Source organism: Carboxylicivirga sp. (genome assembly GCF_982718395.1).
In genome coordinates, this window is the sequence record NZ_CEXQWX010000040.1 from 15,741 (window position 1) to 40,506 (window position 24,766).

A 24,766-nucleotide genomic window follows, 5' to 3' on the forward strand; every position below is an offset into this window, starting at 1 on the left:
GTTGTGATTGGCAGCTTGCTATAAAATAGAAACGCCTGAGTTCAATTAAGCTCAGGCGTTTTTTATCCATTCTGAATTACAGTTGTAATTTGACTTTATTCTATAGTCTAATGTTTATACCAAAGTTATAGCCAATCCATATATATTGCATATTCTTCCTGCCTTGGTGTTCCCATATTGTTTTCGGCATATTAAGTGTACCATATACCCCATTATTTTCTACTTCAGTAATATAGTGGTTTAGTGAAGGACCACCTACAATTGATATTCTCCTGCTTATATGGAACTGATAGGTCAGGTTAAGCTTATTCAGCATATTAAGCTTTTCCCAATCATTGTCATAGCCGATATGATTTGTGACACCTTCTATTGCCAATGCATGACGCTTATGGAGTGGAATTAATGATCCCAAACCTAAACCAAAGCTGTATACGTCTTTACTATTGTATTTGCCATATCCACCTGTGTAAATATTATACAATTTCGTTGTCCCCATCTTATAGGTTATATTAGAATACATAACCTCACTGTTTGTTGCTTCAACGGCGTAATAACCATTCCTTGCAATACTAATAAAACCTAATGCAGCCCCATCCAGGCTATCCGCCACATTTACAAAGCCCAATTGAAACCCTTTCACTTTATTTGCAAAGTTGATAAAACCCAATTGGAAACCATTCATAGTCCCGCTTGTAGCGTTTATAAAGCTGATTTGTGAACCGGTCATATCCTTTGTTACAACATTGGCAATACCAGAAAGCATCAATCCGTTTGACGAATCGTTGTTAATATTGGCGATACCTCCCATCTGTACTCCTAACGCCTTACCATTAGTAACATTTGCTACTCCTGCTATATGCATGCCATTAACTGATTCGGTAGTTACATTGGCAATACCACTAATAATTGCACCTGAACTTGTTCCTTCAGTAATATTAGCAATACCTGCTAACTGGAGGCCTTTAACATTTCCGTGGTTTTGATTACCTAAACCTCCAAGTTCAAAAGAGCTAACACCACCATTTATACCATAAAGAACATTAAAAGAAAAACGATTGGCAATCTCTTTCGATTGTTGACCATTGGTGCCTAACGGATAGGCAAAAGTAACTTGTGCCGGTGCTATTGTTTTAGCATCTTGTGCTTTTAATCCAATGGTCATTATTAAAAACATGGTTAGAGTCATCAGTTTTGTTGTCATCTTTATCATTTTTTATTTGTTGTTTTTTCATTTTACAACAGGATGACAAGCAATATTTAAAGTACCCCCATTCAGAATTTAAAAAAACCTCAAAAAAAAATTAAAGTATAGAGGTTATAAGCATTTTGAAGTCGAAACATTAGATTTATTAAGGGGCTAAAATGAAAGGAGCAGTCGGACATGCTGTGTGTGACATAATTAATGTATCTTGCCTGAGCACATACACGCGGAAAATTAAAAAGGTGATGTTTCTGCTTGACGGTTAATCACCGGTATGCAGAAACATCACCTCTAATTATATTCATTCTAAGTTTGATTAATTTTTCTATAACCTCTTCCACCTTTTATGCGACCATAGCCATTGTTCCGGCCATTGACGTATATCCTGTTCAAGAGCTTTAACATATAAGTTACCCAATTCTTCTTCACTTTTGCTGGCTGCGTCGTCGGTAAGAACTTTGCAATTTACCTCGTATTTACCTCGTTCTATACGGTGCGTTCCAAGGTAAACAACAGCAGCTTTCACGCCTTTACTCAACTTTACAAATCCATCGAAAAACGAAGTCGGTTGATTTAAGAATTGGGTTGTATACCTTGTTGACTCCCTCGATGGACATTGATCAGAGATAAGCATATAAGAACCAGGATTTTTTCTGTTTTTTATTAAGTGTCTGGCTAATTTATGAGAAGGCAGCATTTTTATACCAAAACGGCTACGCATATCAAACATATACTTTTCTATCACTTTCGAATTAAGTGGCTGGTAGGCGATATGTAGCGGATCTTTCAACTTAAGACTCATGGTCGAGAGAGCTTCCCAGTTACCTACATGCCCCATCACAATAATTACTGTTTTATTCTGACTGGTAAGTTCATCAATTTTATTAAGTCCGGTATAATTAACCATGTTCTTAACTGTTTTTTCTCTACCTGCATACAGCTTTGTTGTTTCAATAAACATGTCGGTAAATCCTTTATAAAACTTCTTACCTACTTCTTCTACCTGCCTGTGATTATAATCAGGAAATGATTTAGAGATATTTTGAAAAACGGTTGTCTTTCTGTAGCGTACTACTTTATAGGCTATAAAAGCCAATAGATCAGATAAACGGTGAAGGAAACCTAATGGCATTAGGCCTACTGCCTTAACGGGACCTAATAATAAATAATTTGGCAACGACATTTTGCTTGTTTTTGCTGGATTGAATTATTTGTAAGTATGACAATCGATACGATATCTACCCCTAGTAGGGTTTTAAAAAAATCAATATTTTTTTTGAGCATTCCCCTAAACAAAAGATTTACAGCATTATGAGACGAATAAAAAACCACTTAAACTAACATTTACACAATACCTGGCAAGTATTTATTAAAAACGAATGCTAAAATACCAACCAAACCAATGATTATTCTTCTTTGCTTTTAATGCTTGTTCTAAATAATAGTTCCCATAATAAATACCGGATGGTTTATTAATTTCTGAAGGTAGTGATGTTCCTGCTTCCTTATGCACCATAAAGAAATTAAAAGCAGGTCCTGTAGAAAATGCAAAGAGCTTTGAAATTTGATGGGTTAAACCTACCGTAATTCGGTTGGATATACCCATGTACGAATTAATGGCTGCATCGGTGTCAAATAATGCGGTGGTTCCAACATCAATGTTAAAAGAACTTTTTCGGCTATAGTCAGTCGTATAACCAAATCCATATCCTACCCCAATATACTTACCAAAGCCGGCATTCAAAAAACTATATAAATGATTACCACCTGTTTTAAAAGCTACATTTGCCTGAAACACTTCATTTGTAGACAATTCGAGTTTTCGGTACCCGCTCTTAACTACATTGATCAAGCCAATCGGGACTCCAGTTTCAATTGTATCGGCAATATTAACAATACCAATCTGAACCCCATTTAGTTTTTTTGTATAATTACCGAATCCGCTAACCTGAACACCTTTAACCCGTTCCGCCTGGTTCCAAACAGATGTTATTTGAAGGTTAGCAGTGTCTTTCAAATGAATATTACTTACGCCTGATACCTGTGCTTTAATTCCTTTTGAAGATGAGCCCTCGCCTGTTCCTTCTGTGATATTTATTACTCCTGCAACCATTGCTCCGGTGTGGTATCCTTTAACATGGTTGATGACTCCGCTGGCCTGTCCACCTTTCACATCACCTAATGTTATATTAACAACTCCAGCCGCTTGAAAACCAACTACCTCTTTACCAACGATATTACTCACGCCCGCTGCCTGAAAACCATATACACTGTTCTGAATAAAGTTAGAGACAGCGCCAAATTCAGCCCCTTCTATCTGAGCAGTATAACCACCAATTACATTAAAGGATACATTATTGGTAGTCAACCCGTTCATCAAATCATTAGTACTTACATAAGGTACTAATGAAACCTGTGCTGATTGCCAGTTAAAAGCGTTCAGGTTACTGGATACATACAAAGCATCATCAGGAATCATGAACTGAACCAATTTTATATCGCTTAAGCTCTTCATTTCATTATTGACCAAAGAGGTACCGCTTTTGGACTCCATGGTTTTAAAATCACTAGGTATAATTCGCTGCTCTGAGATTGGGATAACTCTCATTTTCTGCAACTCTCCCTGGCTAACATGGACGACTGTATCACGGAAACCACTGTGACTGATATTTAAGGCAACTGGATGATTTTTATCGCGAAAATTGAAACGGTAGAAACCATCATAATTAGTTACAGCAGCCGTTTGCCTGTTAGCTTCATAAACGATTGCATTTTCAAGAGGCTGGTTATCGGGCCCAAGTATCTGACCCATTAATGAGAAGCTTCCCCCTCGTCTGTCTACTGGCTCTAAATTACTTTGAATAATGACATGAGTACCAACAACCTTAAAGTCGTAATCGTGACCTAAGGTAAGTGTTAAAACGTCCTGCAACGATTTATTTACAGCATTAATACTGACCTCATTATCTTCATTAATCAGTTGGGCTTCGTAAGAAAAGTTAAAAGCCAGCTGAGCCTCGAGTTGATCAAAAACAGTTGCAATCGGCGTGTTAGCTGATTGAATTGTAACAGGCATCTCTAAATAATTCTGACCTTTTGTTAGCGTATGGATAAAAAACAGAAAAAGAACCGGTAATATATACTTCATTGTTTAAGGTCTGTAAATTCGATAAGTTTTATCCTCTAGTCTATAAGCAACATTGAAGGTAGCTGAAATAACATCGAGCACCTCATTAACTTCTTTATCTCTAAATGTAGTTGATAAATTAGTAAGGTTAATATTATTATCATCGCAAATAATATTAACGCCATAACACTGCTCCAGCACATCAAAAACATCCTGGAGTGGCTTATTTTTAAAAATCAGGGTATTATCCATCCAAAAAAATGAAGAAGGTGTTGACTTTTTACTGGTAAGCTGGCTGTTCTGAAAAGATAGTTTGCCCTCTTCTCCACTTGTTAACTTCAATCGAAGGGTATCATTACTTGTTGCAACAGGATAAAATAATTCAACTAAGCCAGATTCGACACTAACAGTAACATCTGTTGTGTTAGTGACTTTAACATTAAATCTTGTGCCAAGCACTCTGACACCTCCCATTCCGGCTTTAATTACAAATGGACGAAGTGTGTCACGAACCACATCAAAAAAAGCTTCGCCTTCCAATTTCATATGTCGATGTATATCTTCAGCTCTGCTCAGGTAAGTCAACCGACTTCTAACATTGAGAGTAACAACAGATCCATCTGGTAATGTATCGGTGTGTTGTTCGCCGGTTAGGTTTTCAACAGTCACTGGCGTATAACTAACTTCTTTTGTTTGTATCAGATTAAATAACAGAATGATCACTGCAACCGAAGCAGCTACATAAACAGCCGGCGATAAGAAACGTTTAATCCCACGCTTTTGGTTGTCATGTATTTCGATCTTAGTATGGAGTTTGTTCCATGCCTGAGGCATATCAACGGGCAGAGGTTTGGGATCTAATGTTCCGCTTTTAATCCAGGCAGCTTCTAACTTATCAAACTCAAGCTGATTAGCCGGATCAGTATCCAACCATTCAATGACCTGAAGTTGTTCCACCTTTGTGACTTCGCCAGTAATAAACTTAGTCAATAACGTTGCATCAATATGTGCTTCTTCGTTCTGCATATTTTTTAGCCTGTAGCCTGGAACCTCTAATTAATAGTTCATATTAGTATGACATTTTACTTCAACTATAACCCTATTTTCCATTTAATATTTGATGAAAAAATATCATAATCAATGGTAAATAATCTTTTAATTCCTCACGCAAGTATTGTAAAGCTTTACCCATTTGGTTCTCAATTGTTTTTTTTGACAAGCCCATCTTCTCAGCTATTTCCTTATAAGTCATCTCATCATACCTGCTCATCAGAAATATTTTTTTTCGTTGAAGTGGCATTTGATCTATACTGGAACGAATGATTTTATCCAATTCATTAACCGTTAATAAGTCGGTAGATTCTTTATCAGCTTTTTCAATCTCTTCACTATTATAGGCCTTGTATTTCTCTCTTATATCAATGTGCTTAATCAGATTGATACAACGATTTCGAACAGCACGATAGAGGTACGAACTTATAGCCGTCTTAATTTCTGTTTTTTCACGATTAATCCAAAGTTGATAAAAAACTTCCTGCGCAATTTCCTCAGACGCTTCCTGCTCTTTCAGAAAATTATAAGCATATGAAACCATCCGGCTATAATGTTCATTAAAAAGTAGCTCGTATCCTTCACGGCTCTTCCAATCTATAGCTATGTGTGGCGTGGAAGTCAAATTCAGAATGCATTAAATCACAAATGTAAGGAAATAGAATACAAATACAGCCATCTAATGTCAATGCTGTCTGCAAAATAATTTGCAAATCATATTATCACTAAACAACTCTTTTCCTGATGTTTAATCCAACACTCATATTCATTTGGTAAATATTTTTCAAAAAAATAAAATTTCTGGTAGGGTAAAATCAAGTTGATGCGGTGACCTAATGTAAGAGCACTAAAAACAGGGTTCAAAGGAATTAATAACAAAGCTCTTTAAAACAGAATTTAACTAATCACATAAAATAGAACATTATGAAAAAAGTACTATTATCATTAGCAGTGGTTGCGGCATTAGCATCTTGCGACAAGAATGAAAACATTATTGAAGATATGCCATTAACCGAAGTTGATCTTAAATCAACAACAGAATCAGTTGTAACGACCGAAGCTTCTTTGGATGATGTGGCAGAAGCTGCTGAATATGAAGTTGACTTATTCACCGGAACAGATGAAGCTATTGATGCCATTGCCATGGAGCAGTCAGGCGTCAGTCTTAAATCCGGAGGGGATGATAGCAAAGAACGTTACCGCTGGCGTTACAAATTTGGTAAATGTCCTGATATTCATATCGTAAAGGAAGAAGGAGGATGGCCTCGTACCATTACTTTAAACTATGGCGAAGGAACTGAATTGGAAAACGGACGTGTGATTGTTGGTATCATTGAAATCTATCAGACAGCTCCTCGTCGTGAGAATGGTGCTACACGTACAGTGACTTTCCAGGACTTCAGTGTTGATAGTGTTGGTATTGCCGGAACCAGTGTCAAAACTTTCCTTAAAGATGAATATAAGGTGGAAATCGTTCGCGATTTAACTTTCACTTTAGAAGACGGAACAACCATTGATCGTGATGCAGAACGCACCCGTACTTGGACAGAAGGTATGGATACACCATTGGATCACACGGATGATATTTTCGAAATTACAGGATTTGTAAACTGTGAAGATTCTGATGGTAACGTATACAGAAGAGAGATCACATCTCCATTAATCAAAAAAGGTGGATGCCGTTGGATCGTAGCTGGTGAAGTATCACTTTCGAAGAATGGTGTTGTGTTTGCAACCATTAACTATGGTGATATGGAATGCGACCGTGTAGCAACCATGACAACAGAAGAAGGAAGCAAAGAATTTAAAATTGGCGAGCGTAAGCGTGAGAAACGCCAAGGTAGTGATGAAAACAACGAATAACAACTTCCCGTTCACTCATAACCAAAAGTTCCCGAAGGAGTAAACGTACTTCTTCGGGTTTTTCGAAAAAAATATACTAACAACGAAACATACTGGTTTACCTTTTACGTAATACATTGAGCTAACGGAAAGACACCAATCTGAATTATTTTGAAGCGGGAAGATTTTAAAAGTTTGTTTAATGAGCATTTCGATCCACTACGTAATTACATTTATTACCGATGTGGTGATGCCGAGCTGGCCACAGACATAGCGCAGGATGTGTTTATGAAAATGTGGGAAAAGCAACTGGACAAGCCTCCCAAAGAGCTTGTTGGTTTGCTTTATAAAATGGCTAAAGATGCTTTCATCAGTAAGTACAGGCGAAGTCAAACTGAACAGGAATTTATCGCCCGTCCGCCGGATCAAGAAAATAGCCAGTCGCCAGAAGAGGAAATGAGTTACAAAGAGCTGAAAAAAACATACGAAAAAGCACTCAGCGAGATGCCGGAAATTCAAAGAGAAGTATTTTTGATGAGCCGGAACGACGAACTCAAATACCATGAAATAGCCGATCGACTGGAACTAAGCATCAAGGCAGTAGAAAAGCGAATGAGAAACGCATTAAGATTTTTAAGAGAAGCACTGGCAGTAACATGAAACAAGAAGATTTACATAACGAACAATGGACCAATGACGATGACATGATGAAGTCGTTGCCAAAGGTAGAGCTGCCATACTCGCGTTCGAAAGAAGACGTCTGGAAACAAATGGAAGCCATGATGGATGAGGACGATCAGGACGAGGTGCGTGAGACAGAAACATCCAAAGGTAAAGTCAGAAATCTTCGTCGGGTATTCATATCGGTAGCTGCTATACTAATCGTTTTATTGGGCACTACAGCATTTTTCCGTTTATACACTAAAACTGTAAATGCCAATGCCGGTCAGCACCTAACCGCAATGCTACCCGATGGATCTAGTATCGAACTAAATGCCGGATCGGTTATTAAATACAAACCTTTATGGTGGCGTTTTAACCGCGAAGTACAGTTTGAGGGTGAAGCTTTCTTTAAGGTACAAAAAGGTGAATCATTCGAAGTGGTATCCTCAATGGGTCGCACCATTGTACTAGGTACAAGCTTTAATATTTATGCCCGGAAAAATGAATACAAGGTAACTTGTTACACTGGTAAAGTTCGTGTGGTAAGTGTAGTGAGTGGTAATTCGACTGATATTACACCGAATATGCAGGCCTTTATACAATCTAATGGTCAAGTTGTTCGTTCTGACAAAGTAAACACAGAAGAAACCATAGCCTGGATTGATGATCAATTCTTTTTTACCTCTACTCCAATGGAAACCGTGTTTGAAGAGGTGGAGCGACAGTATGGAGTTCGTATTGTGTTGGATGTTCAAATGAGTGATGAGTACACCGGTAATTTTAGCCTGGATCGTTCTGTTGATGATGTGATGTACAATATTTGTCGTCCAATGGGATTAAAATTTGAAAAAACAACATATGGTTATAAAGTGAGTAATTAGAAAATGTAAGACTATGAACCCAAGGTCTTAATCATCATTATTATCTTGGAGTAACCAAGTAAGAAAACAATATCGTGTGAAGAAATTAATAGTTTTTTTCATATACATTTCGATGTTATCCACCTCGGCAGTTTGGGCACAAACTATTGAGGTGGATTGTCAGTCTAAACCCCTCAGTGAAATATTAATCGAATGGCGCGACCGCTACGATTTGCAATTCTCCTTTAACGATCATCAGCTCTCTCACTTTAAAGTCACTATAAAACAAGATTTTAAAACAATTGATGAAGCTTTAAGCTCTCTACTAAAAGGGCTGCCCCTCGAATATGAGAAGAATGAAGATGTTTATATTATCTTCCCTATAAAAAAAGAAAAGAAACCCCGCCATTACACATTGGTGGGTAAAATCATTGAAAGGGGGACGGGCGAGCCGTTACCCTTTTCTCATATTAAGGCCAATGATCAACAAGCTGTAACAGACGTGAAAGGAATGTTCAGTTTTAATTTTGTGAATGACAGTATTTATGAGGTGATTGCTTCGCACCTGGGGTGTTTTATGATGGATACTCTATTAAATGCCGGTTCGGATCATATATTAGTGTTAACACCTTCAGCAGTTGGCATTAAAGAAGTGGTTGTAACCAATAATATTGTCGAAAAATCCACACAGATTGGCGAATCATCAGGCCTTACCAGCTTAAATCATCATATAGCCAACTATCTGCCTGGTAATGGCGACAATTCGGTGTTTAACCTTCTACGACTGCAACCAGGTATATTGGCCGCTGGCGAACAACCTAATGATTTAATTATATGGGGAAGCCCCGAAGGAACCAGCCGTGTGACATTTGATGGTTTTACTATTTGGGGTCTGAAAAATTTTAATGACAATATTAGTGCTGTTAATCCATATCTGGCTAAAAATATCGAGGTAAATAAAGGAGGTTATGGTGTAACCAATGATGATGTAGTAGGCGGTATTGTTAATATCAGTGGCAAAACCGGAAGCACACTGGAACCCGGACTGAATCTTTTTATCAACAATCAAACGCTTAATGGAATGGTTGAGTTGCCATTCAGCAAGAAATCAGCTGTTATTTTGGCTTTCAGACAAACATATTATAATTTGTTTGGCAGCGATGATTTGGATTATCTGGATAAATTGGCCGAAGAGAGCAATAACTTCAACGCAACGCCTGAATATGACTACCGCGATTTTAACCTGAAATATTCGCTACAAGGTGATAATGGTGATTTATTCTATGTAAGCGTCTTGCATGCTGCCGATAATTTTGATCTAAATATTAACAGAGATATCGAGCATGAAAATAGACATGGGGAATTAATAGATATCAATATCAAAAATGAGGCAAAGGAAGAAAACACACAAATAGGAGGAACTGCGTTTTACGGGAAAACGTGGGCGAATGGCAATTCTTCATTATTAAAGTTTAGCTATTCTGCATTACAATCGTATTATTCTTCGCATAGTGAGGCAAGTTATTTCAAGTGGAGTCGGGTAAGAAAAGATCTTAACACTCAAAATGATGTTAGTGAATTGGGCCTTAAATGGGAAAACACTTTATTGCTTGGCGAGAAACATGCTTTCACTTTAGGTATGGAATGGATCAATAATGATTTGGTTCTAACTGAGGATACCTTTAACACACAATATATTGACCTTTCGGAACGTGCTAACCGGCTTAACTTATATCTTCAGGATAAGTTCCGGATAAATAACCGTTTGAATTTAACCGCCGGACTTCGATATAACCATTCCTTTTTTGTTGACAAAATATATTTCGACCCGCGCTTAAGCCTATCATACCGGGCATCAGGAAATATAAAACTCAATGCTTCCTGGGGCCATTACCATCAGTTTCTTGTGAAGAGTTCGGTTGAAGATGAATATGGAAACTTTCGCTATTCCTGGACCTTGGCTGATGGAACAGAGATTCCGATAGTAAGTTCAGAACACTATGTTCTGGGAGCTGCTTATACACTTCAGAATTTTTTGTTTAGCGCAGATTCGTATTATAAAACAAACGATGGTTTGACACGGTTTATTCGAGGTCAACAGACGAGTATTATCACTTATGGCAACAGCCGTTCATATGGTCTTGATTTATACGCAAAAAAAGATTTTAATGACCACTCTATATGGGCATCATATTCGTTGGGAAAAACAGAAGAGCAATATCCTTTAATCGACAATGAATATCGTCGGGCTTTATATGATCAGCGACATGAAGTAAAATTGGCTGGTCTGTTTAATATGGGTCCATTTCACTTATCGGCCAGTTATATTTATGGCTCTGGCTTTCCTATTTATAGTAATTACAGAAAACAACAATATACTGAGCCTGATTATAATCGATTGGATGCCTCTTTCATCTATCGCTTATCACTTCAGAAATTCAACGGAGAAGTGGGTATTTCAGTATTAAATGTCACAAACGCCGAAAACATCAAGTACAATCAATTTAGCCGTGTACCTTTAGACCAGATCAATACATTATATATCAACTCAGATGCCATGCCTTTTACCCCTCTTCTATACTTAAAGCTACATTATTAATTGCCTTGACTATATTCATCCCAAACTAGTTTAATAACAAGCTGATCCTCATTAAGCTCTATTACTTCCCATGTATAATGCGCCTCACCATTCCAATTATCAACACTGATATTAATTCGGTTTTCCTCTTGTTCCCAAGTTCCTTCAAAATTCTCTAATACCATAGGTGGCGTACCACACCATCCTGCATTTCTTCGTTCGATGAATTGATTATTGTGATCCAATAAAAAACCATACTCATCTTCAATAAATTGATCAACTCGTTGATAAGTACTTTGGTTACCTTCAGTGCTTTGTCGGTACGACCAATGGCCGATCAGTAAATTATCAGGGTCAATCGGGAGTATTTTATCATCCGAGTCATCGCAACTTGTAAGTAAAAAAATGAGGCAAAAGGCCAGCCATGGAAATTTCTTCATAATATTTGGTTTTAGGTTAAGATGCAATTACTTGGAATTGGTTGCGTTATAATATGAATGTTGGACTGACCTGCACATCTTTTATTTATAGTATTAAATAACTATAATTGTAACTCTTGTGGTATAATTCCGTAATGTCTGAAGTTATCTAAACCAGAGTTTTATAGAGACTTTATTCACATACATTATTAACTCAAACTATTTAAAAAAATGAAAAAAGTTCTAGTTATTTTAGCCGTAGCCGCTTTTGTTGTTTCATCTTGTGGAATGAAAACAAATGCACAGGGAGATGAAGTTAAGGAAAAAGCAGCTGTAGAAGCTACAGCAGACGCTTCAGCTGAAAAAGCATGTTGCTCGAAAGATGCAGAAAAAAAAGAGGCTTGTTGCGAGAAAGACAGCACTAAATGCGAAAAAGAATGTGCTGAAAAGGCCGAATGCAAAGACAAAAAAGCATGTAGCGACAAAGATGGTGAGAAGAAAGCATGCTGTGAAAAAGACGGAGAAAAAAAAGAGTGTGAGAATAAGGGATAAGCAAAACGCTTATTTGGAGATCGTCTCATCAATGAATGAGAATAAAGGCTGTCTGGTAGGACAGCCTTTTGTATATTTACTCAGAAAAATTCCACTCAATAGTAATCGATTTTTGAATTTGGTGTTCTTTTGGATTAAGATCAACGCCACCAAAGCTATTAGCCCTCGCTTTCATTGAGGTCGCACCAAGTTCTTCATTAAAAACCATATCTAATTGACGGAAGGATGTGCCCTCGCTCCCATAATTAATTGTTTGAATTCCCGCTAATTTTAGACCAGCTGCTCTGGCAATGGTTTCTGCCTTTTGACGCGCATCATCAACAGCCAACTCAATCGCTTTCTCACGAAGCTTTGTTTTTTGCTCATCACTAAAACCAAAGGCTATACTGTAATTGATATCCATACTTTCCCGATCTAAACTTGTTAATAGTGAATTGGAAAATTTTTGTGTAAATGGTGCTTTAATTTCCAATGCAATGTTGGATACGTAGCCGGTTTTCACCCGTTTGTTGCGTATGTATTCAAAAGATTCATTAACTGCGATGTTTTTTGACTTAATCAGCTTTGGATCGATACCATTATCTTTAAAAACTGCCTTGAGCTCTTTAAGAGATTTCATTGACTTATTGAAACACTCCTGGTAGAGGCTATCCTGCACCTTCAGGTTAATGGAAACAATGATGTCTTCAGGCACCTCGGTAATGCGGGCAATACCTTCAACCCTAAGCTTTGTTGTATTTTGTGCTACAGTTAATTGGGTAAATAACAGGATAAAAAGGCTAATGTAGGTTGTACGTTTCATAATTCAATATTTTAAATTTAACTTTCAATTGTTGTTATCAGGATGCACTTGTCAGGCAAATTCCATAAATAGACTGTTCTTTTTTACTCAATATGCAAATTACGGTATTTTGGATATTTAACCGAATAGCGCAATTGTAATTCTGTTTTTTCAGCCGGAAGCAACTGCAGATCCCAGCTAACCTGTCCATTTTCCTGATCTAATTGTCCTTTGCTAAGCTCTTCTATTTTAACTTCAATTTCTTCTATTGTGGAAACGGGTACCTGATCAAGTACCAATATATTGATCGCCTCATTTTTATTGTTTCGAATGACGGTTTCCCAAGCTTTACCTACTTGTTTTTTATTACCAATAAGTTGTTTAGTTGTATAATTCTTCACCTTTTCCCGGCTAACAACTACTTGCTTATCCCGTCCTAAAGAGATGTCAAGCGTATCAGAAGCAAAACGCACATCCAACAAGGTTTTACCAATATATGTATCTTCAAAAAAGATATTGGCCTCACCTTCCAGCAAATTATATTGTTCCCAATCCGATATTTTAGCTATCAGGAAAGCATCACGATCAATTTTGGGAACACAATAGTACTGATAATTCGATTCCAGCTCATAAGCTTCCATATCTACCGTGTAGTTTTTATTATCTGATGGAATAGAATAGGCTTGTTTAATTTTAAATTCAACAGTGGTTTGATTGCGAACTTGTTTAGTTGGTAACGCCAGACTGTTAGTGCCTCTTATTTTTACCTGCTTATCACGCTTTGGTTTTACAGATAATCCAGCAGCACTTCCTGCCAATGCACCTTTCATATTACTACTACCCAAACCCATCATCACTACTTCATCTAAGTCTGTAACACTTGGATTCAGTTTCACATTTAATCGATTCTTGGTAATTGGTAATACTTTTGGTTCAAAACCAATAAATGAAAAGTCGAGATAGGCAGCATTATTGGGTAAGGTTAACGAATAATACCCTTCCATATTAGTAACAGTACCAATCGATGTGCCTTTAACTGTAATTGTTACACCAGGTAAGGCTTCGTTGTTGTCATCAACAACTCTTCCGCTTATTTCATTAACTATGCTTTGATAGCCCGGAGGCAAGATGTTGTAGTCCAATAAATAAGTTTTTAACTCTGGTGCTACACCAGTTATTTTGGGGTCGGAAGAAGAAAAGCTTAGTTTAACATTGTCCCAGTTAACTTTAGTATCCTGGCGCAGGTTAGCCTTGTAAATAAGTCGAACAGGCTCATTAATATTCTTAGCGCGAATATCGTACGATGGAAACCAACCAGCATTATTTACCAAGTAGGATAACTCAAAATTGGTATTACATGCCGATTTAATATCAACCTTTACCAGTATTTCCCCTGTTGGATATTCCTTCTTAGCTGATAATGCATTAATCTGATGATCGATTTTACTTTGTTCTTCCTGTAAATCTTTGATTTGCTTATTGTATTCAATCTCCTTTAGTTTTAGTTCTGTGAGGCGCTTCCCATAATAATCAGCCGTCTGCTGAAGGCTTGTCAAGTTCAACTGATCGTTTTTTCCTCCAAGGTGTCGGTTAGCCTTTAAAAATTCCAATTCTTCTTTAACTATTGATAAGTAGGCATATTGAAGATCAATCTTTTCGTCAACCTGGCTCTTTTTGTTTTTCAGCACCTTCTGTTCATTTGAGTTTTGCACTTGCAAAAGGTAATTGAGTTGATGGTTAACCGACAAAACTGTAAGGCTTCCATTGGCTTTTACCTGGATACTTTTTGCGTCAATAAAAGGAGATAGTTTTGTGAACTTTAACAAATGAATGCCCTTACCTAACGCAATCTCTTTATGACGACTGACTTGAGCACCCTTTTTAAATACAGTGACCTCATTCACTTTTGAAGTAATATTTTTTTTAATGACGTTGTTGGCTGATAATTCAGTCAAACAGAAAAATAGAATAATTAGGCTTAAGAGTTTCATGCTATTATCATTTAATTGATTTTCATTAACTGATAACAGGATGCACCTAAAAGCTTTATTCCATAAAACTTTTTTAATTTTTATTATTCCAGGAAGTAACTATAACATTTTCAGAAATCTACCTCGCATCTTGATCATTTGTAAATTTCCGGAATTAATGCTTCTTAAGTAATTCTAATGCATATTACGGGTTCAAATATTTTCTTATATACAACAACAATAAAGTTCCTATTTTTGTATATGCAGCATTTCAAAACTATAACTGAATATTGTAAAGCGATTGGAATTTCAGCGCCTAAGCATCCGCATTTTGATATTCGGAGTTTTGAAGACAACATGGGAAAGGTGGTGCCTAAAATGTCGCCTTTTCGTCATGAATTTTATTCCATTGCCATTAAAGCTGATGGTGACGGTAAAGCCATCTCGGGCCATCACACAGATTTTCCGAATGGTGTAACTGTCTTTTTTAATTCACCTTTTCAAATTCTGTCTTGGGATATTCTTCCTAATTGGTCGGGCTACTATATCATGATTTCGCAAGATTTTCTTGCTTCTTCGCATCATTTTGATCAATTTTTGGAGGAGTACCCTTTTCTGAAGATTGACGAGTCGATCCCATTTGAAATCAATAAAAAAGAATTACCAAATATTCTGAATATTTATGGTCATATCTATGAAGAATACTACAGCAATAATGATGATAAATTCAACTTTATTCAAACCTATATTTTATTACTTTTAAATCAGGTAAAACGTCTGTTTAATAAACAGGTTGACGCCCAAAAAGCCGAAGATCAGATTCGAACAGCAGATTTAAAATTATTATCCCGTTTCCAGAAATTGATAAAAACCAGTTTCTACCCAGATGCAAAGCTTGAAACATTTGCAAACCTTCATTCACCAAGTTATTACGCACAAATTCTGAGTATCCATCCCAACCACTTAAATGCAGTTGTAAAATCAATTACCGGGAAAACGGCTTTAAGTCACATTCATAATCACATACTTAAATTAGCTAAGGCAGAGTTGGTACAAACCAACGATAGTGTTAAAGAAATAGCTTATTCTCTATATTTCGAATCTCCCAATAATTTCAGTGCATTCTTTAAAAAACATACCGGTTTAACCCCACTCGGTTATCGCAAAAAAGTGTAAAAAGGCAGAAGGATGAATCCATCTACCTCTTTATCATTGTTTCTGATCTATAAATCAATTACTTCCCCATCTTTTGGGATAATAATTTCAACTCCTGCCTTTTGAGCTGCACGCTTCATCGCTTCACGCGTTACAGTGCAATGATCCAAGGCTTCCATATGGACGGCAATCACCTTTGCTTTTGGTGCCAGTTGTGCCACTTTTAAGGTTTCATCTACATCCATTAAAATACGATTATCTCCCATAAACAGTGCACCACCAGAATTGGTAATGATAATATCCGGCTGATAGGTAGCAATGGTTTTCTCTATGTCTTCATCCAACAAACAATCACCAACGATATAAATTGTTGGATAATTATCTGCCCGAAGAATGAATCCGGATACGGTGCCCAAGGCCTGGAATAACTCATCTGGTCCGTGCTTACCATCAGTGCGGGTAATCGAAATGCCTTCAAATGTTTGTTTAGAATCAACGAGTGTAATATTGGTAAATGGTGTTTGACTCAATGCATTCTTATCAGCAACCTGGGCAAAAAATGGAATGTCCTTTGGTAACACTTCTATTGCTTTAGGATCTAAATGATCGGGATGAGCATGTGTTAACAGTACCACATCAACACCATCAATGACTTGATCGATCGAAACAGGCAGATCAACTGTTGGATTCAAGTTTTTATCTGGTACTACAAATGACATAAAACTTTTCTTGGCCGATAACATAGGATCAAGCAATATAGTTTTGCCTCCATAGTTCAGCCTAAGCGTGGCGTTTCTGATTAACTGAATGTTTACCTTTTCCATGTCTTTTTGTTTTGACGTGGTGCAATTGCTTAATGTGATAATTGCAATAATCACTAGTGCTAATGTTCTCATCGTTTTATTTAAAAATTACGATGCAAATTTCAGTATATCAAGACATGAATAGGCTACCAGCTTTTTGCTATAAACTACCATTTTGATAATTTGTACGATAATCAGTTGGTGTATAAGCCGTTTGGGCTTTAAAGAAACGGGATAAATGGTTTGGTTCAGAAAAGTTAAAATCCAGCGATAATTCATCAATGCTTTTATTGGAATAGATAAGTTCCATTTTGATTTCGTGAGTGAGACGCGATTTTAGAAACTCAGAGATGGTTTGATTAAACTGTTTTTTCACCACCTTATTAAGGGTGATACGACTCATCTTAATCAAATCAACATAGTCATCCACGCGCTGTTTACTACGAATGTGTGTTTCTACCAGTTTTCGGAACTGAAAAGCCATGTTTTCATTCATATCTGATGCAGAAATATGATACTCACTGGTATATGCCCGGTTTAGCTTAGCCAGCAGATAATATAAAATTGAACGGATAAGATGCACACTATCGGTTTGGGGTTGCATTAATTCTTTCTTTATTTCTTCTAGCTGTCCTGTAAATTGCTGCTTTGTTTCATTGGCTATTTCTATAAACAGCGGAAACTCTGTTTGATAAAAATAGAGCATGCGATAGGTGAAAAACTGATCGGAGAAAAAATCATTCAAAAAATCCTCCTGAAAGACCAAAAACGTGGCCTTAAACATTTCGGACTTTACATGCCATTGGTATTTCTGATTTTGGGAAATAAATAACACCTGATTGTCCTTCAGGCGAATTGATTGATCGTTTAATAACAAATTTCCTTCTGCCTGGTTGATAAAAACAATCTGAAAAAAATCGGCTGTATGAAGCTCTTGTGAAATGATATTGTTCTTCGAACCATCAACTTCAATGACATTCAAAAGAAAATCTACTCCACACAGTGTTTTATTGAATTTGATATGCTTCATCTCTTTCGCTTTTAAACAACCATGTAAATATAAGAGCTTCCTTAGGCATTTCTCTACTAGAAAATCGGCATTCTTTGAAATTCATACTTCTTGCTTTGAAATCATAAATCCAATGGTCTGTAATGTAATGACCTTTGTATCAAACAAAAACAAAACGATATGAAGGCTCTGACAATTTTACTATTCAGCATTATTTCAATAAGTATAAATGCACAGCATATGGAAACAATTAATCAAGTGGTATCGCAACTTTTTGTTGCTAGCGATAACAGGGAATGGGATACTGTTGAAGCAATATTTGCCGACCAGGTGGAGTTGGACTATTCAAGCATGAATGGCAATCCAGCTGTGGTTTTAAGTCCAAAACAAATCACTGATGCCTGGAAAACTATTTTACCTGGATTTACTGCAACACACCATCAACTAGGTAATTTTATTACAAAAGTAAATGGTGATATGGCAGAAGTTTATTGCTATGGGACAGCAACACACTACCTGGAACACGAAGAAGGAAATATCTGGACGGTTGTTGGTTCATACAATCTTGAGCTAACAAAAGAAGGAGACACCTGGAGGGTAAACAAGATGAAGCTGAATTACAAATATCAGGATGGAAATACACAGCTACCACAGGTAGCAATGGAGAATGTAAAAAAGTAAAACCATGAAGAAAGTAGTAATCGTGTTAGCAGTGGCAATAACAACATTATCTGCTTGCCATACAAACTATAAAAAGGAAGGGGAAGCATTGAAAAAAGAAGTTGATATGAAAAGTCAAATATCTGACAGAAACAAAGCGAATACACGTGCTTTTTTAAAGGCTTTGGAAGATATGAATGTAGAAGCTGTGGTAGATTTATTCGCTGAAGATGGCGTACATATTAATCCTTACGCATCTGGTTTGTTCCCGGAAGGAACCAAAGGAAAGGATGGAGTACGTGCCTACTGGGCACCTGTTTTCCCTAATTTCGAAAAAATGGAGTTCCCGATTGAAGAGCTTTATGCAATGGAAGACCCTTCTATGACTTTTGTGAAATTCGAAGGAAGAATCAAATTAAAGAACGATGCTGGCTGGTATAATAACGACTACTACGCCACATTTAAATTTAATGATGAAGGTAAAATAACCGAGTATGTAGAAATCTTTAATCCGATTGTAGCTGCAAAAGGATTCGGACTGCTCGATAAAATCAAATAACCATGAGAAATTTAATTGGAGTAATCGTAACGTTAGTGGCCTTTTCAGCTTGTGCCCATTCAAAACAGGCCAAAGTATTAACTGAAACAAATAGAAAAATGGAACAGGTAACTTTTAAAAGCGAAGGTTTAAAATTGGTTGGTAACCTATATTATCCCGCAAACTATGAAAAAGGCAAATCCTATCCTGCAATTGTGGTATCAGGAAGCTGGACAACTGTAAAAGAGCAAATGGCCGGACTATATGCAGAACGTTTTGCCAACGAAGGATTTATTACTCTTGCATTCGACTTTAGAAACTATGGTGAAAGTGAAGGTGAACCACGTTTTTGGGAGAATCCCACAATGAAAGTTCAGGATATTAAAAATGCCGTGAGCTACCTGGAAACTCTGCCAGAAGTAGACAATGCCAAGATTGGCGCTTTTGCGGTATGTGCAGGATCGATGTACACTTTGATGGCGGCAGCTGATGACAATAGAATTAAAGCAGTTGTAACTGCTGCATCATGGCTGCAGGATGCCGAGGCCGTCAAATTATTCTATGGAGGCGAGGAAGGAGTGAAAGAAAAGATTGCTGCTGCACGCAAGGCAAAAGAAGCTTTTGCTAAAGATGGCGTGGTGGAATATATCGAAACCATTTCTACGACCAATCCTTCTGCAGCAATGTATGGTCCATACGATTACTACTTGAACCCAGAACGAGGTGGTATCAAGGAGTGGAGCAACGATAAATTTGCAGTTATGAGTTGGGAAGATTGGTTAACACTTGATCCCATGCCTTATGCTTCAAAATTGAATGCCGCAACTTTAATGATTCACTCCGATGGTTGTGTTTTACCACAATACACCAAAAACTTTTTTGAGAAGATTGCCACGAATGACAAGCAGTTAAATTGGGTAGAAACCGATTTAGATTCACCAATGCAACAGTTTAACTTCTACGATCAGGAAACAGAAGTTGGTATGGCGGTTGATAAAGCATCTAAATGGTTTCAGGCTAAACTGTAAACAGTAAATAAGCCTGTTCCAGATTACAAACGGACCGTTAAACACCTCTTCTTTTCCTTGACAAGGATAGGAAGAGGTGTTTTATTAATAGGAAACTGATTTAGCGAAATAATGAGACACTAATAATTCTTATAAAAACACAATGGAACAACGAATAGTATTAGTTACCGGGTCAAACAGAGGTATTGGGCTGGCAACAGTTAAGGAACTATTGAAGAAAGGTTATAAGGTGATCCTGACAGCCAGAAAAGAGACTGATGGATTGCAGGCTAAAACTAAGCTTCAGGAGTATGGAGACGTGTATTATCACGCTTTGGATGTAGTTGATCTGGAAAGTGTGGGGTTTATACAGCATTTTGTTGAAAATGAATTTGGGCGAATGGATGTACTCATTAACAATGCGGGAATCAATTACGATACCTGGCATGGTGCTTCCAATGCCAATCTGGAGGAAGTGCAGGAAACCATCAGAACCAACCTGATCGGTGCCTGGCGAATGGCACAAGCTTTTATCCCCATGATGAAAAAACAAAAATACGGACGTATTGTAAATGTTTCGAGCGGGGCAGGGTCCTTCTACGAGATGGGTGGAGGTACGCCTGGTTATAGCATTTCAAAAGCCGCTTTAAATGCTCTGACCGTAAAATTGGCCGCTGATGTAAAAGACCACAATATACTTGTAAATTCTGTATGCCCCGGTTGGGTGAGAACAGATATGGGTGGACCAACAGCCCCTCGCAGCCCTGAAAAGGGGGCCGAAACGATCATTTGGGCTGCTGAACTCCCCGATAATGGCTCTACCGGAAAGTTCTTCAGGGATATGAAGGAAATACAGTGGTGATTACAATGGTGGTACAATCAATCGTTTCGGCTTTTAACCCAGATAGGTAATAGATTTTCTAATGACATTTCCAGGTTAAATATTTTTGGTATAAATTGAGCCGTAAATATTCGAAGATGAATAATCCCGGACCTAAAAACAACTTCTACCCTCCTTGTGGCATTAATTGTGCAGAATGTCCAAACTACAAACGAACGAAGAACAAATGTGTAGGTTTTGAAGAAGGCTGTAAAAAGCGAAAGTGTAAGGGCATTTATGTTTGCTGTGTTGAAAAAAGGGGCTTGCAACATTGCCACCAATGCCCCATATACCCATGTAGTCGTTTTAAGAAGTTTGCTGCCACATGGCTAAAATATGATCAGGATTTATACTTGAATCAGGAAGAGATCAAAAATCACAAGTTGCGATTGGATTGATTTACTTGATAAGGTTGTTTTAAATTTCTCCTTCTTAAAAAGGAGGAGTACCTCGACAACGGAGAGGGGAGGAGGTTTTGAGCAAATTATAATTTTGATTGTATTTCTATGAAAAACAACCTACCTGAATTAAAGAACAGGAGAAAGAACTTAAGAAACCATTCAACATCGGCTGAAGCTGTATTATGGAGATCTCTTAAAGCTAAGCAAATCTGTAATCTCAAATTTAGAAGGCAACATTCAATTGATAATTTTATACTTGATTTTTACTGTCCCCAACTTAAATTGGGTATTGAGCTGGATGGCCAATACCATGTTTATAATGAAGCATACGATCGAATACGTGATAAAGTCTTAGAACAATATGGTATTACTATTTTAAGATATGAGAATTGTATGGTGTTTGAACATCCTGATGTAATTATAGACGACATTAAATCTCATTACCAAAAGACTAAAAAACATTTATAAAACCACCTCCCGGTTCGTTCCTCACCGTACTCCTCCTTGATTAAGGAGGAGAAATTGTTCCAAATAATAGTCTGTATTCAACAATTCTTCTTATAGCTTCTTCACCACAATAATATCACGCTTAATGGACTTATCCACCATATGCTCAAAGCCATCATAAGTTTTACCACTCATCACCTGCAAACCATGTTCTTCAAATATCGCAGCCAGTTTTTGTTTTGAAGCGACAAAACTATTCCAGGCAAGTACAATGGTACCGCCCTTCTTCAGAACCGCTTTCCAGGCGGGCAGGCATGAACTGATCAGCTCAGAAGGATTACGGGTTCCAGTGCTGCTTTTATTAGCACCGGTATTACCATGTGCAATACCATAGGGCAGGTCGCCCACGATCAGGTGAAAGCTATTCTTTTTAAAGTATTTATCGGCATCCTGTGAGTTACCATTCACCAGTCCAAGTCGTTTGCGATCTTCCTTGTTTTTAAAGGTCTCTTTACTGTTGGCATATTCAAACTCGTGCATGTAAATGGCTTCCGACTTGTTTTTACCATACACCATACGTTTATCTGCCAAAAACTTATGACGCTCGTTCTGCAGATATTTCTTAAAGAAAATCTGATTCTCGTGTACTGATTTTTGCTCTATCTCAATACCAAAAGCATTGAAACCATATACAGTAGCTTCGTTCAATGTGGTGCCACGTCCAGCCACCGGATCAAGTAAGCAGATATCATCAGTGTAATTAAAATCACTGGCCAATAATGCTACATTCACCATCATTTTGGTGAACAACTCATTTGTTTTACCGGCATACTTCTGAATAGTACTAATCTTGCCATCCAGGTATTCGTAACGCTCAATGGGGATGGGCACGAGACCATCTTCAGCATATATTCCAAACTGATTAAAAATAGCAAAGGTGAACGAGAGACGTGACAAAATACCAATATCATCACTGTTTAGCTCATCCTCAATTCTTAATGAGATATACCGAACTCCGGCTACCTCAACAACTTCAACCTCATCACAAGGAATACTTAAGCGCTGACCGGCAATGCCCAATTCTGACACGGCCAGTTGTGCGGCCTCTTTATAATAGACTCGGTTATGTCCCGGATTTTGTAAAATCAAATACATGCCGCAAAGATAAGAAGCGAATAATGAATTGCGAAACAAGTTTAATAAGGCAAGTTGGAGGTTGCCTTTTAATATTCCTTATTACATGTCCTTTAAGTAAATCAGGAACGCGTAAGGACACGCGCACCAGCTGATGGGTTGGAAGCAGCACGGATTACCCCTTACTTTATATCTTCAATGGTTAATCGAATCTCAGCTCTTATTGCGTCAATATTCTCTACCAACTTGTTTGCCACCGTATTATCATCCGGAAGGTCATCCCACACTTTGCCCCAGTATCTTTTTAATTCCAGTGCTTCCTCTGTAACAGCGGGACTTAAGAGCACACTAAGATCATGAATTAAACCTACTTTAACCCAGCCAATTCTTGCATTGCCTCTTATAGTGTCCTGATCGTAATGAGCTGCGTAAATATTTTGCTCCAACTCGCCCAAGACCCTTAATACTTCAAATGAAGCGGTGCGGATTGTGCTATTCTTCTCATTTACCTTCATACGCCAGAGGTTGTATGAAAACCCCATAACGGCGAATACCAGACTAAAAATAGCAGTAATGTAGTAGGTTTTTATTCGGCGGGCCAAATCCTTTTTTATCTTTTGTTTCTCTTTGCTCATATCGAAATTATCTGGTTATTTCCATAAAGGCAATCAGGCAAAGTCGTTAAGCAAGTTAAGAAGATGAATAGATAAACCCGAAAAAATGAACACCTTTCTGATTATTAATCAACTCCGGTTCGAATCATTCAAATATCTCTTTATCCCGTTCTTAAACTAAAAACCATTAATGCTTTCTTAAAACCTAACACCTGTTTTCGTTTCTGAAATATCCCAGAGCTTTTCTGCAACTTCTTGTGTATATTGTTTATGCTTGATGCCTATTTTCACTGGCTTTCCATCAATGCCATACCTGGGACCGTAGAAATCGTTTCCTTTTACAAAAGATGCTGTTGCTGCTAACAACTGCGGTCTGCTGCCGCGCGAAAGAGGGGAGGCCAACCACTTCGAAAGCTTACCTCCTATACCAATAGCTTGCTGTCGTGGTGAGGCTGATAAACCCGGATGGGCAGAAACGGCCATACTATCGGCTCCTTTGGCTTCAAAGAATTGTTGAAGTTTCATTGTAAAAAGTAAATTGGCAAGTTTACTGTCTCCATACGATTTAACTCTGTGATAAGGACGTTCTTCCCAATTCAAATCTTCAAAGTCAATATTAGCTTGCTTGTAAGCACCACTACTCATTGTCACAACTCTTGACTCAGGGGTTTTCATTAAAACATCAACAAGCAGACCTGTCAGCAGAAAATGGCCAAAATGGTTTGTTCCCATTTGGGTTTCACTGCCATCTTTTGTTGTGCCTTTATCGATTTGGTTTACGATTCCTGCATTGTTCATCAGAATATCCAGGCGGTCATATTTATCGATGTATTCTTTGGCAAACTTTCGTACAGAGTTATAGTCTGCCAAATCAAGTTGCAATACTTCTAATTTAGCATTTACGCCAATTTTTGATTTTATTTCGGCAATAGCCTGTTCTCCTTTTGAAATTGTTCGGCATGCAATTATGACCATTGCATTCTTTCGTGCCAATTCCATACTTGACTGGAAACCAAGCCCTGTATTACCGCCAGTCACAATTGCTACTTTCCCTGTTAAGTCAGGTATTTGCTCT

The 24,766-nt window shown here is 37.6% G+C and carries 24 protein-coding genes; 11 read left to right on the top strand and 13 right to left on the bottom strand.

Annotated features, from left to right (window positions below; translation table 11 throughout):
• Positions 1 to 100 precede the first annotated feature (100 nt).
• From AC4MRQ_RS09640 to AC4MRQ_RS09660, 5 genes are all read right to left on the bottom strand, one after another.
• A complete protein-coding gene (locus AC4MRQ_RS09640; RefSeq protein ID WP_491197459.1) occupies positions 101 to 1,201 on the bottom strand; it encodes an LA_2272 family surface repeat-containing protein in 1,101 nt (366 codons plus the stop codon).
• Between the two features lie 325 nt (positions 1,202 to 1,526).
• Positions 1,527 to 2,384, bottom strand: a complete 858-nt coding sequence (locus AC4MRQ_RS09645) for a lysophospholipid acyltransferase family protein (protein ID WP_491197460.1) — start codon at positions 2,382 to 2,384, stop codon at positions 1,527 to 1,529.
• Positions 2,385 to 2,570: 186 nt separating this feature from the next.
• Positions 2,571 to 4,349, bottom strand: coding sequence for an STN domain-containing protein (locus tag AC4MRQ_RS09650; RefSeq protein ID WP_491197461.1), 1,779 nt, complete (start codon positions 4,347 to 4,349; stop codon positions 2,571 to 2,573).
• A gap of 3 nt (positions 4,350 to 4,352) precedes the next feature.
• On the bottom strand, positions 4,353 to 5,354 hold the full coding sequence (locus AC4MRQ_RS09655; protein ID WP_491197462.1) for a FecR family protein: 1,002 nt from the start codon (positions 5,352 to 5,354) through the stop codon (positions 4,353 to 4,355).
• Positions 5,355 to 5,427: 73 nt separating this feature from the next.
• Complete coding sequence (locus tag AC4MRQ_RS09660) at positions 5,428 to 6,003, bottom strand: RNA polymerase sigma-70 factor (protein ID WP_491197463.1); 576 nt, start codon at positions 6,001 to 6,003, stop codon at positions 5,428 to 5,430.
• Positions 6,004 to 6,302: 299 nt separating this feature from the next.
• Between AC4MRQ_RS09660 and AC4MRQ_RS09665 the strand changes: the two genes are divergently transcribed.
• From AC4MRQ_RS09665 to AC4MRQ_RS09680, 4 genes are all read left to right on the top strand, one after another.
• On the top strand, positions 6,303 to 7,241 hold the full coding sequence (locus AC4MRQ_RS09665) for a hypothetical protein (protein ID WP_491197464.1): 939 nt from the start codon (positions 6,303 to 6,305) through the stop codon (positions 7,239 to 7,241).
• A gap of 150 nt (positions 7,242 to 7,391) precedes the next feature.
• Positions 7,392 to 7,880 carry an RNA polymerase sigma-70 factor gene (locus AC4MRQ_RS09670; protein ID WP_491197465.1) on the top strand — a complete coding sequence of 163 codons (489 nt, stop codon included), beginning with the start codon at positions 7,392 to 7,394 and terminating at the stop codon, positions 7,878 to 7,880.
• Positions 7,877 to 8,764 carry a FecR family protein gene (locus tag AC4MRQ_RS09675; RefSeq protein ID WP_491197466.1) on the top strand — a complete coding sequence of 296 codons (888 nt, stop codon included), beginning with the start codon at positions 7,877 to 7,879 and terminating at the stop codon, positions 8,762 to 8,764. Before AC4MRQ_RS09670 ends, AC4MRQ_RS09675 begins: the two co-directional genes overlap by 4 nt.
• Before the next feature lie 76 nt (positions 8,765 to 8,840).
• The gene (locus AC4MRQ_RS09680; protein ID WP_491197467.1) at positions 8,841 to 11,342 is read left to right on the top strand and encodes a TonB-dependent receptor domain-containing protein; all 2,502 of its coding nucleotides are present in this window, start codon (positions 8,841 to 8,843) and stop codon (positions 11,340 to 11,342) included.
• On the opposite strand, the gene AC4MRQ_RS09685 is transcribed toward AC4MRQ_RS09680, so the two are convergent.
• A complete protein-coding gene (locus AC4MRQ_RS09685) occupies positions 11,339 to 11,761 on the bottom strand; it encodes a lipocalin family protein (RefSeq protein ID WP_491197468.1) in 423 nt (140 codons plus the stop codon). The two genes, AC4MRQ_RS09680 and AC4MRQ_RS09685, sit on opposite strands and share 4 nt — an antisense overlap.
• A gap of 210 nt (positions 11,762 to 11,971) precedes the next feature.
• On the opposite strand from AC4MRQ_RS09685, the gene AC4MRQ_RS09690 reads away from it, so the two are divergent.
• Positions 11,972 to 12,292: a hypothetical protein gene (locus AC4MRQ_RS09690; RefSeq protein ID WP_491197469.1), complete on the top strand. Its 321-nt coding sequence runs from the start codon at positions 11,972 to 11,974 to the stop codon at positions 12,290 to 12,292.
• 76 nt (positions 12,293 to 12,368) lie between these two features.
• Here the strand turns inward: AC4MRQ_RS09690 and AC4MRQ_RS09695 are convergent, their stop codons facing one another.
• Positions 12,369 to 13,094, bottom strand: coding sequence for an SIMPL domain-containing protein (locus tag AC4MRQ_RS09695; RefSeq protein ID WP_491197470.1), 726 nt, complete (start codon positions 13,092 to 13,094; stop codon positions 12,369 to 12,371).
• Between the two features lie 83 nt (positions 13,095 to 13,177).
• A complete protein-coding gene (locus AC4MRQ_RS09700; RefSeq protein WP_491197471.1) occupies positions 13,178 to 15,064 on the bottom strand; it encodes a mucoidy inhibitor MuiA family protein in 1,887 nt (628 codons plus the stop codon).
• A gap of 240 nt (positions 15,065 to 15,304) precedes the next feature.
• Between AC4MRQ_RS09700 and AC4MRQ_RS09705 the strand changes: the two genes are divergently transcribed.
• Positions 15,305 to 16,219 carry an AraC family transcriptional regulator gene (locus tag AC4MRQ_RS09705; protein WP_491197472.1) on the top strand — a complete coding sequence of 305 codons (915 nt, stop codon included), beginning with the start codon at positions 15,305 to 15,307 and terminating at the stop codon, positions 16,217 to 16,219.
• A gap of 47 nt (positions 16,220 to 16,266) precedes the next feature.
• Here AC4MRQ_RS09705 and AC4MRQ_RS09710 read toward each other — a convergent pair whose 3' ends face one another.
• Together AC4MRQ_RS09710 and AC4MRQ_RS09715 are read right to left on the bottom strand one after the other, a co-directional pair.
• A complete protein-coding gene (locus AC4MRQ_RS09710; RefSeq protein WP_491197473.1) occupies positions 16,267 to 17,022 on the bottom strand; it encodes an MBL fold metallo-hydrolase in 756 nt (251 codons plus the stop codon).
• Positions 17,023 to 17,161: 139 nt separating this feature from the next.
• Positions 17,162 to 18,031, bottom strand: a complete 870-nt coding sequence (locus tag AC4MRQ_RS09715; RefSeq protein ID WP_491197474.1) for a helix-turn-helix domain-containing protein — start codon at positions 18,029 to 18,031, stop codon at positions 17,162 to 17,164.
• Between the two features lie 219 nt (positions 18,032 to 18,250).
• Here AC4MRQ_RS09715 and AC4MRQ_RS09720 point away from each other — a divergent pair, with 219 nt between their 5' ends.
• The 5 genes from AC4MRQ_RS09720 to AC4MRQ_RS09740 all read left to right on the top strand — a co-directional run bounded on the left by AC4MRQ_RS09720 (position 18,251) and on the right by AC4MRQ_RS09740 (position 21,964).
• Entirely contained in the window at positions 18,251 to 18,691 is a 441-nt protein-coding gene (locus AC4MRQ_RS09720) for a nuclear transport factor 2 family protein (protein ID WP_491197475.1), read from the top strand.
• Positions 18,692 to 18,695: 4 nt separating this feature from the next.
• The gene (locus AC4MRQ_RS09725) at positions 18,696 to 19,229 is read left to right on the top strand and encodes a nuclear transport factor 2 family protein (RefSeq protein ID WP_491197476.1); all 534 of its coding nucleotides are present in this window, start codon (positions 18,696 to 18,698) and stop codon (positions 19,227 to 19,229) included.
• Between the two features lie 2 nt (positions 19,230 to 19,231).
• On the top strand, positions 19,232 to 20,236 hold the full coding sequence (locus AC4MRQ_RS09730; RefSeq protein WP_491197477.1) for an alpha/beta hydrolase: 1,005 nt from the start codon (positions 19,232 to 19,234) through the stop codon (positions 20,234 to 20,236).
• Positions 20,237 to 20,378: 142 nt separating this feature from the next.
• Positions 20,379 to 21,077 (top strand): SDR family oxidoreductase, encoded by a 699-nt coding sequence (locus AC4MRQ_RS09735; RefSeq protein ID WP_491197478.1) that lies wholly within the window; start codon positions 20,379 to 20,381, stop codon positions 21,075 to 21,077.
• A 524-nt stretch (positions 21,078 to 21,601) separates the two neighbouring features.
• Positions 21,602 to 21,964, top strand: a complete 363-nt coding sequence (locus tag AC4MRQ_RS09740; RefSeq protein WP_491197479.1) for an endonuclease domain-containing protein — start codon at positions 21,602 to 21,604, stop codon at positions 21,962 to 21,964.
• 90 nt (positions 21,965 to 22,054) lie between these two features.
• Here AC4MRQ_RS09740 and AC4MRQ_RS09745 read toward each other — a convergent pair whose 3' ends face one another.
• From AC4MRQ_RS09745 to AC4MRQ_RS09755, 3 genes are all read right to left on the bottom strand, one after another.
• Entirely contained in the window at positions 22,055 to 23,098 is a 1,044-nt protein-coding gene (locus AC4MRQ_RS09745) for a TRM11 family SAM-dependent methyltransferase (protein WP_491197480.1), read from the bottom strand.
• A 161-nt stretch (positions 23,099 to 23,259) separates the two neighbouring features.
• Positions 23,260 to 23,712: a hypothetical protein gene (locus tag AC4MRQ_RS09750; protein WP_491197481.1), complete on the bottom strand. Its 453-nt coding sequence runs from the start codon at positions 23,710 to 23,712 to the stop codon at positions 23,260 to 23,262.
• 177 nt (positions 23,713 to 23,889) lie between these two features.
• A partial coding sequence (locus AC4MRQ_RS09755) for an oxidoreductase (protein WP_491197482.1) occupies positions 23,890 to 24,766 on the bottom strand: 877 nt, incomplete at its 5' end.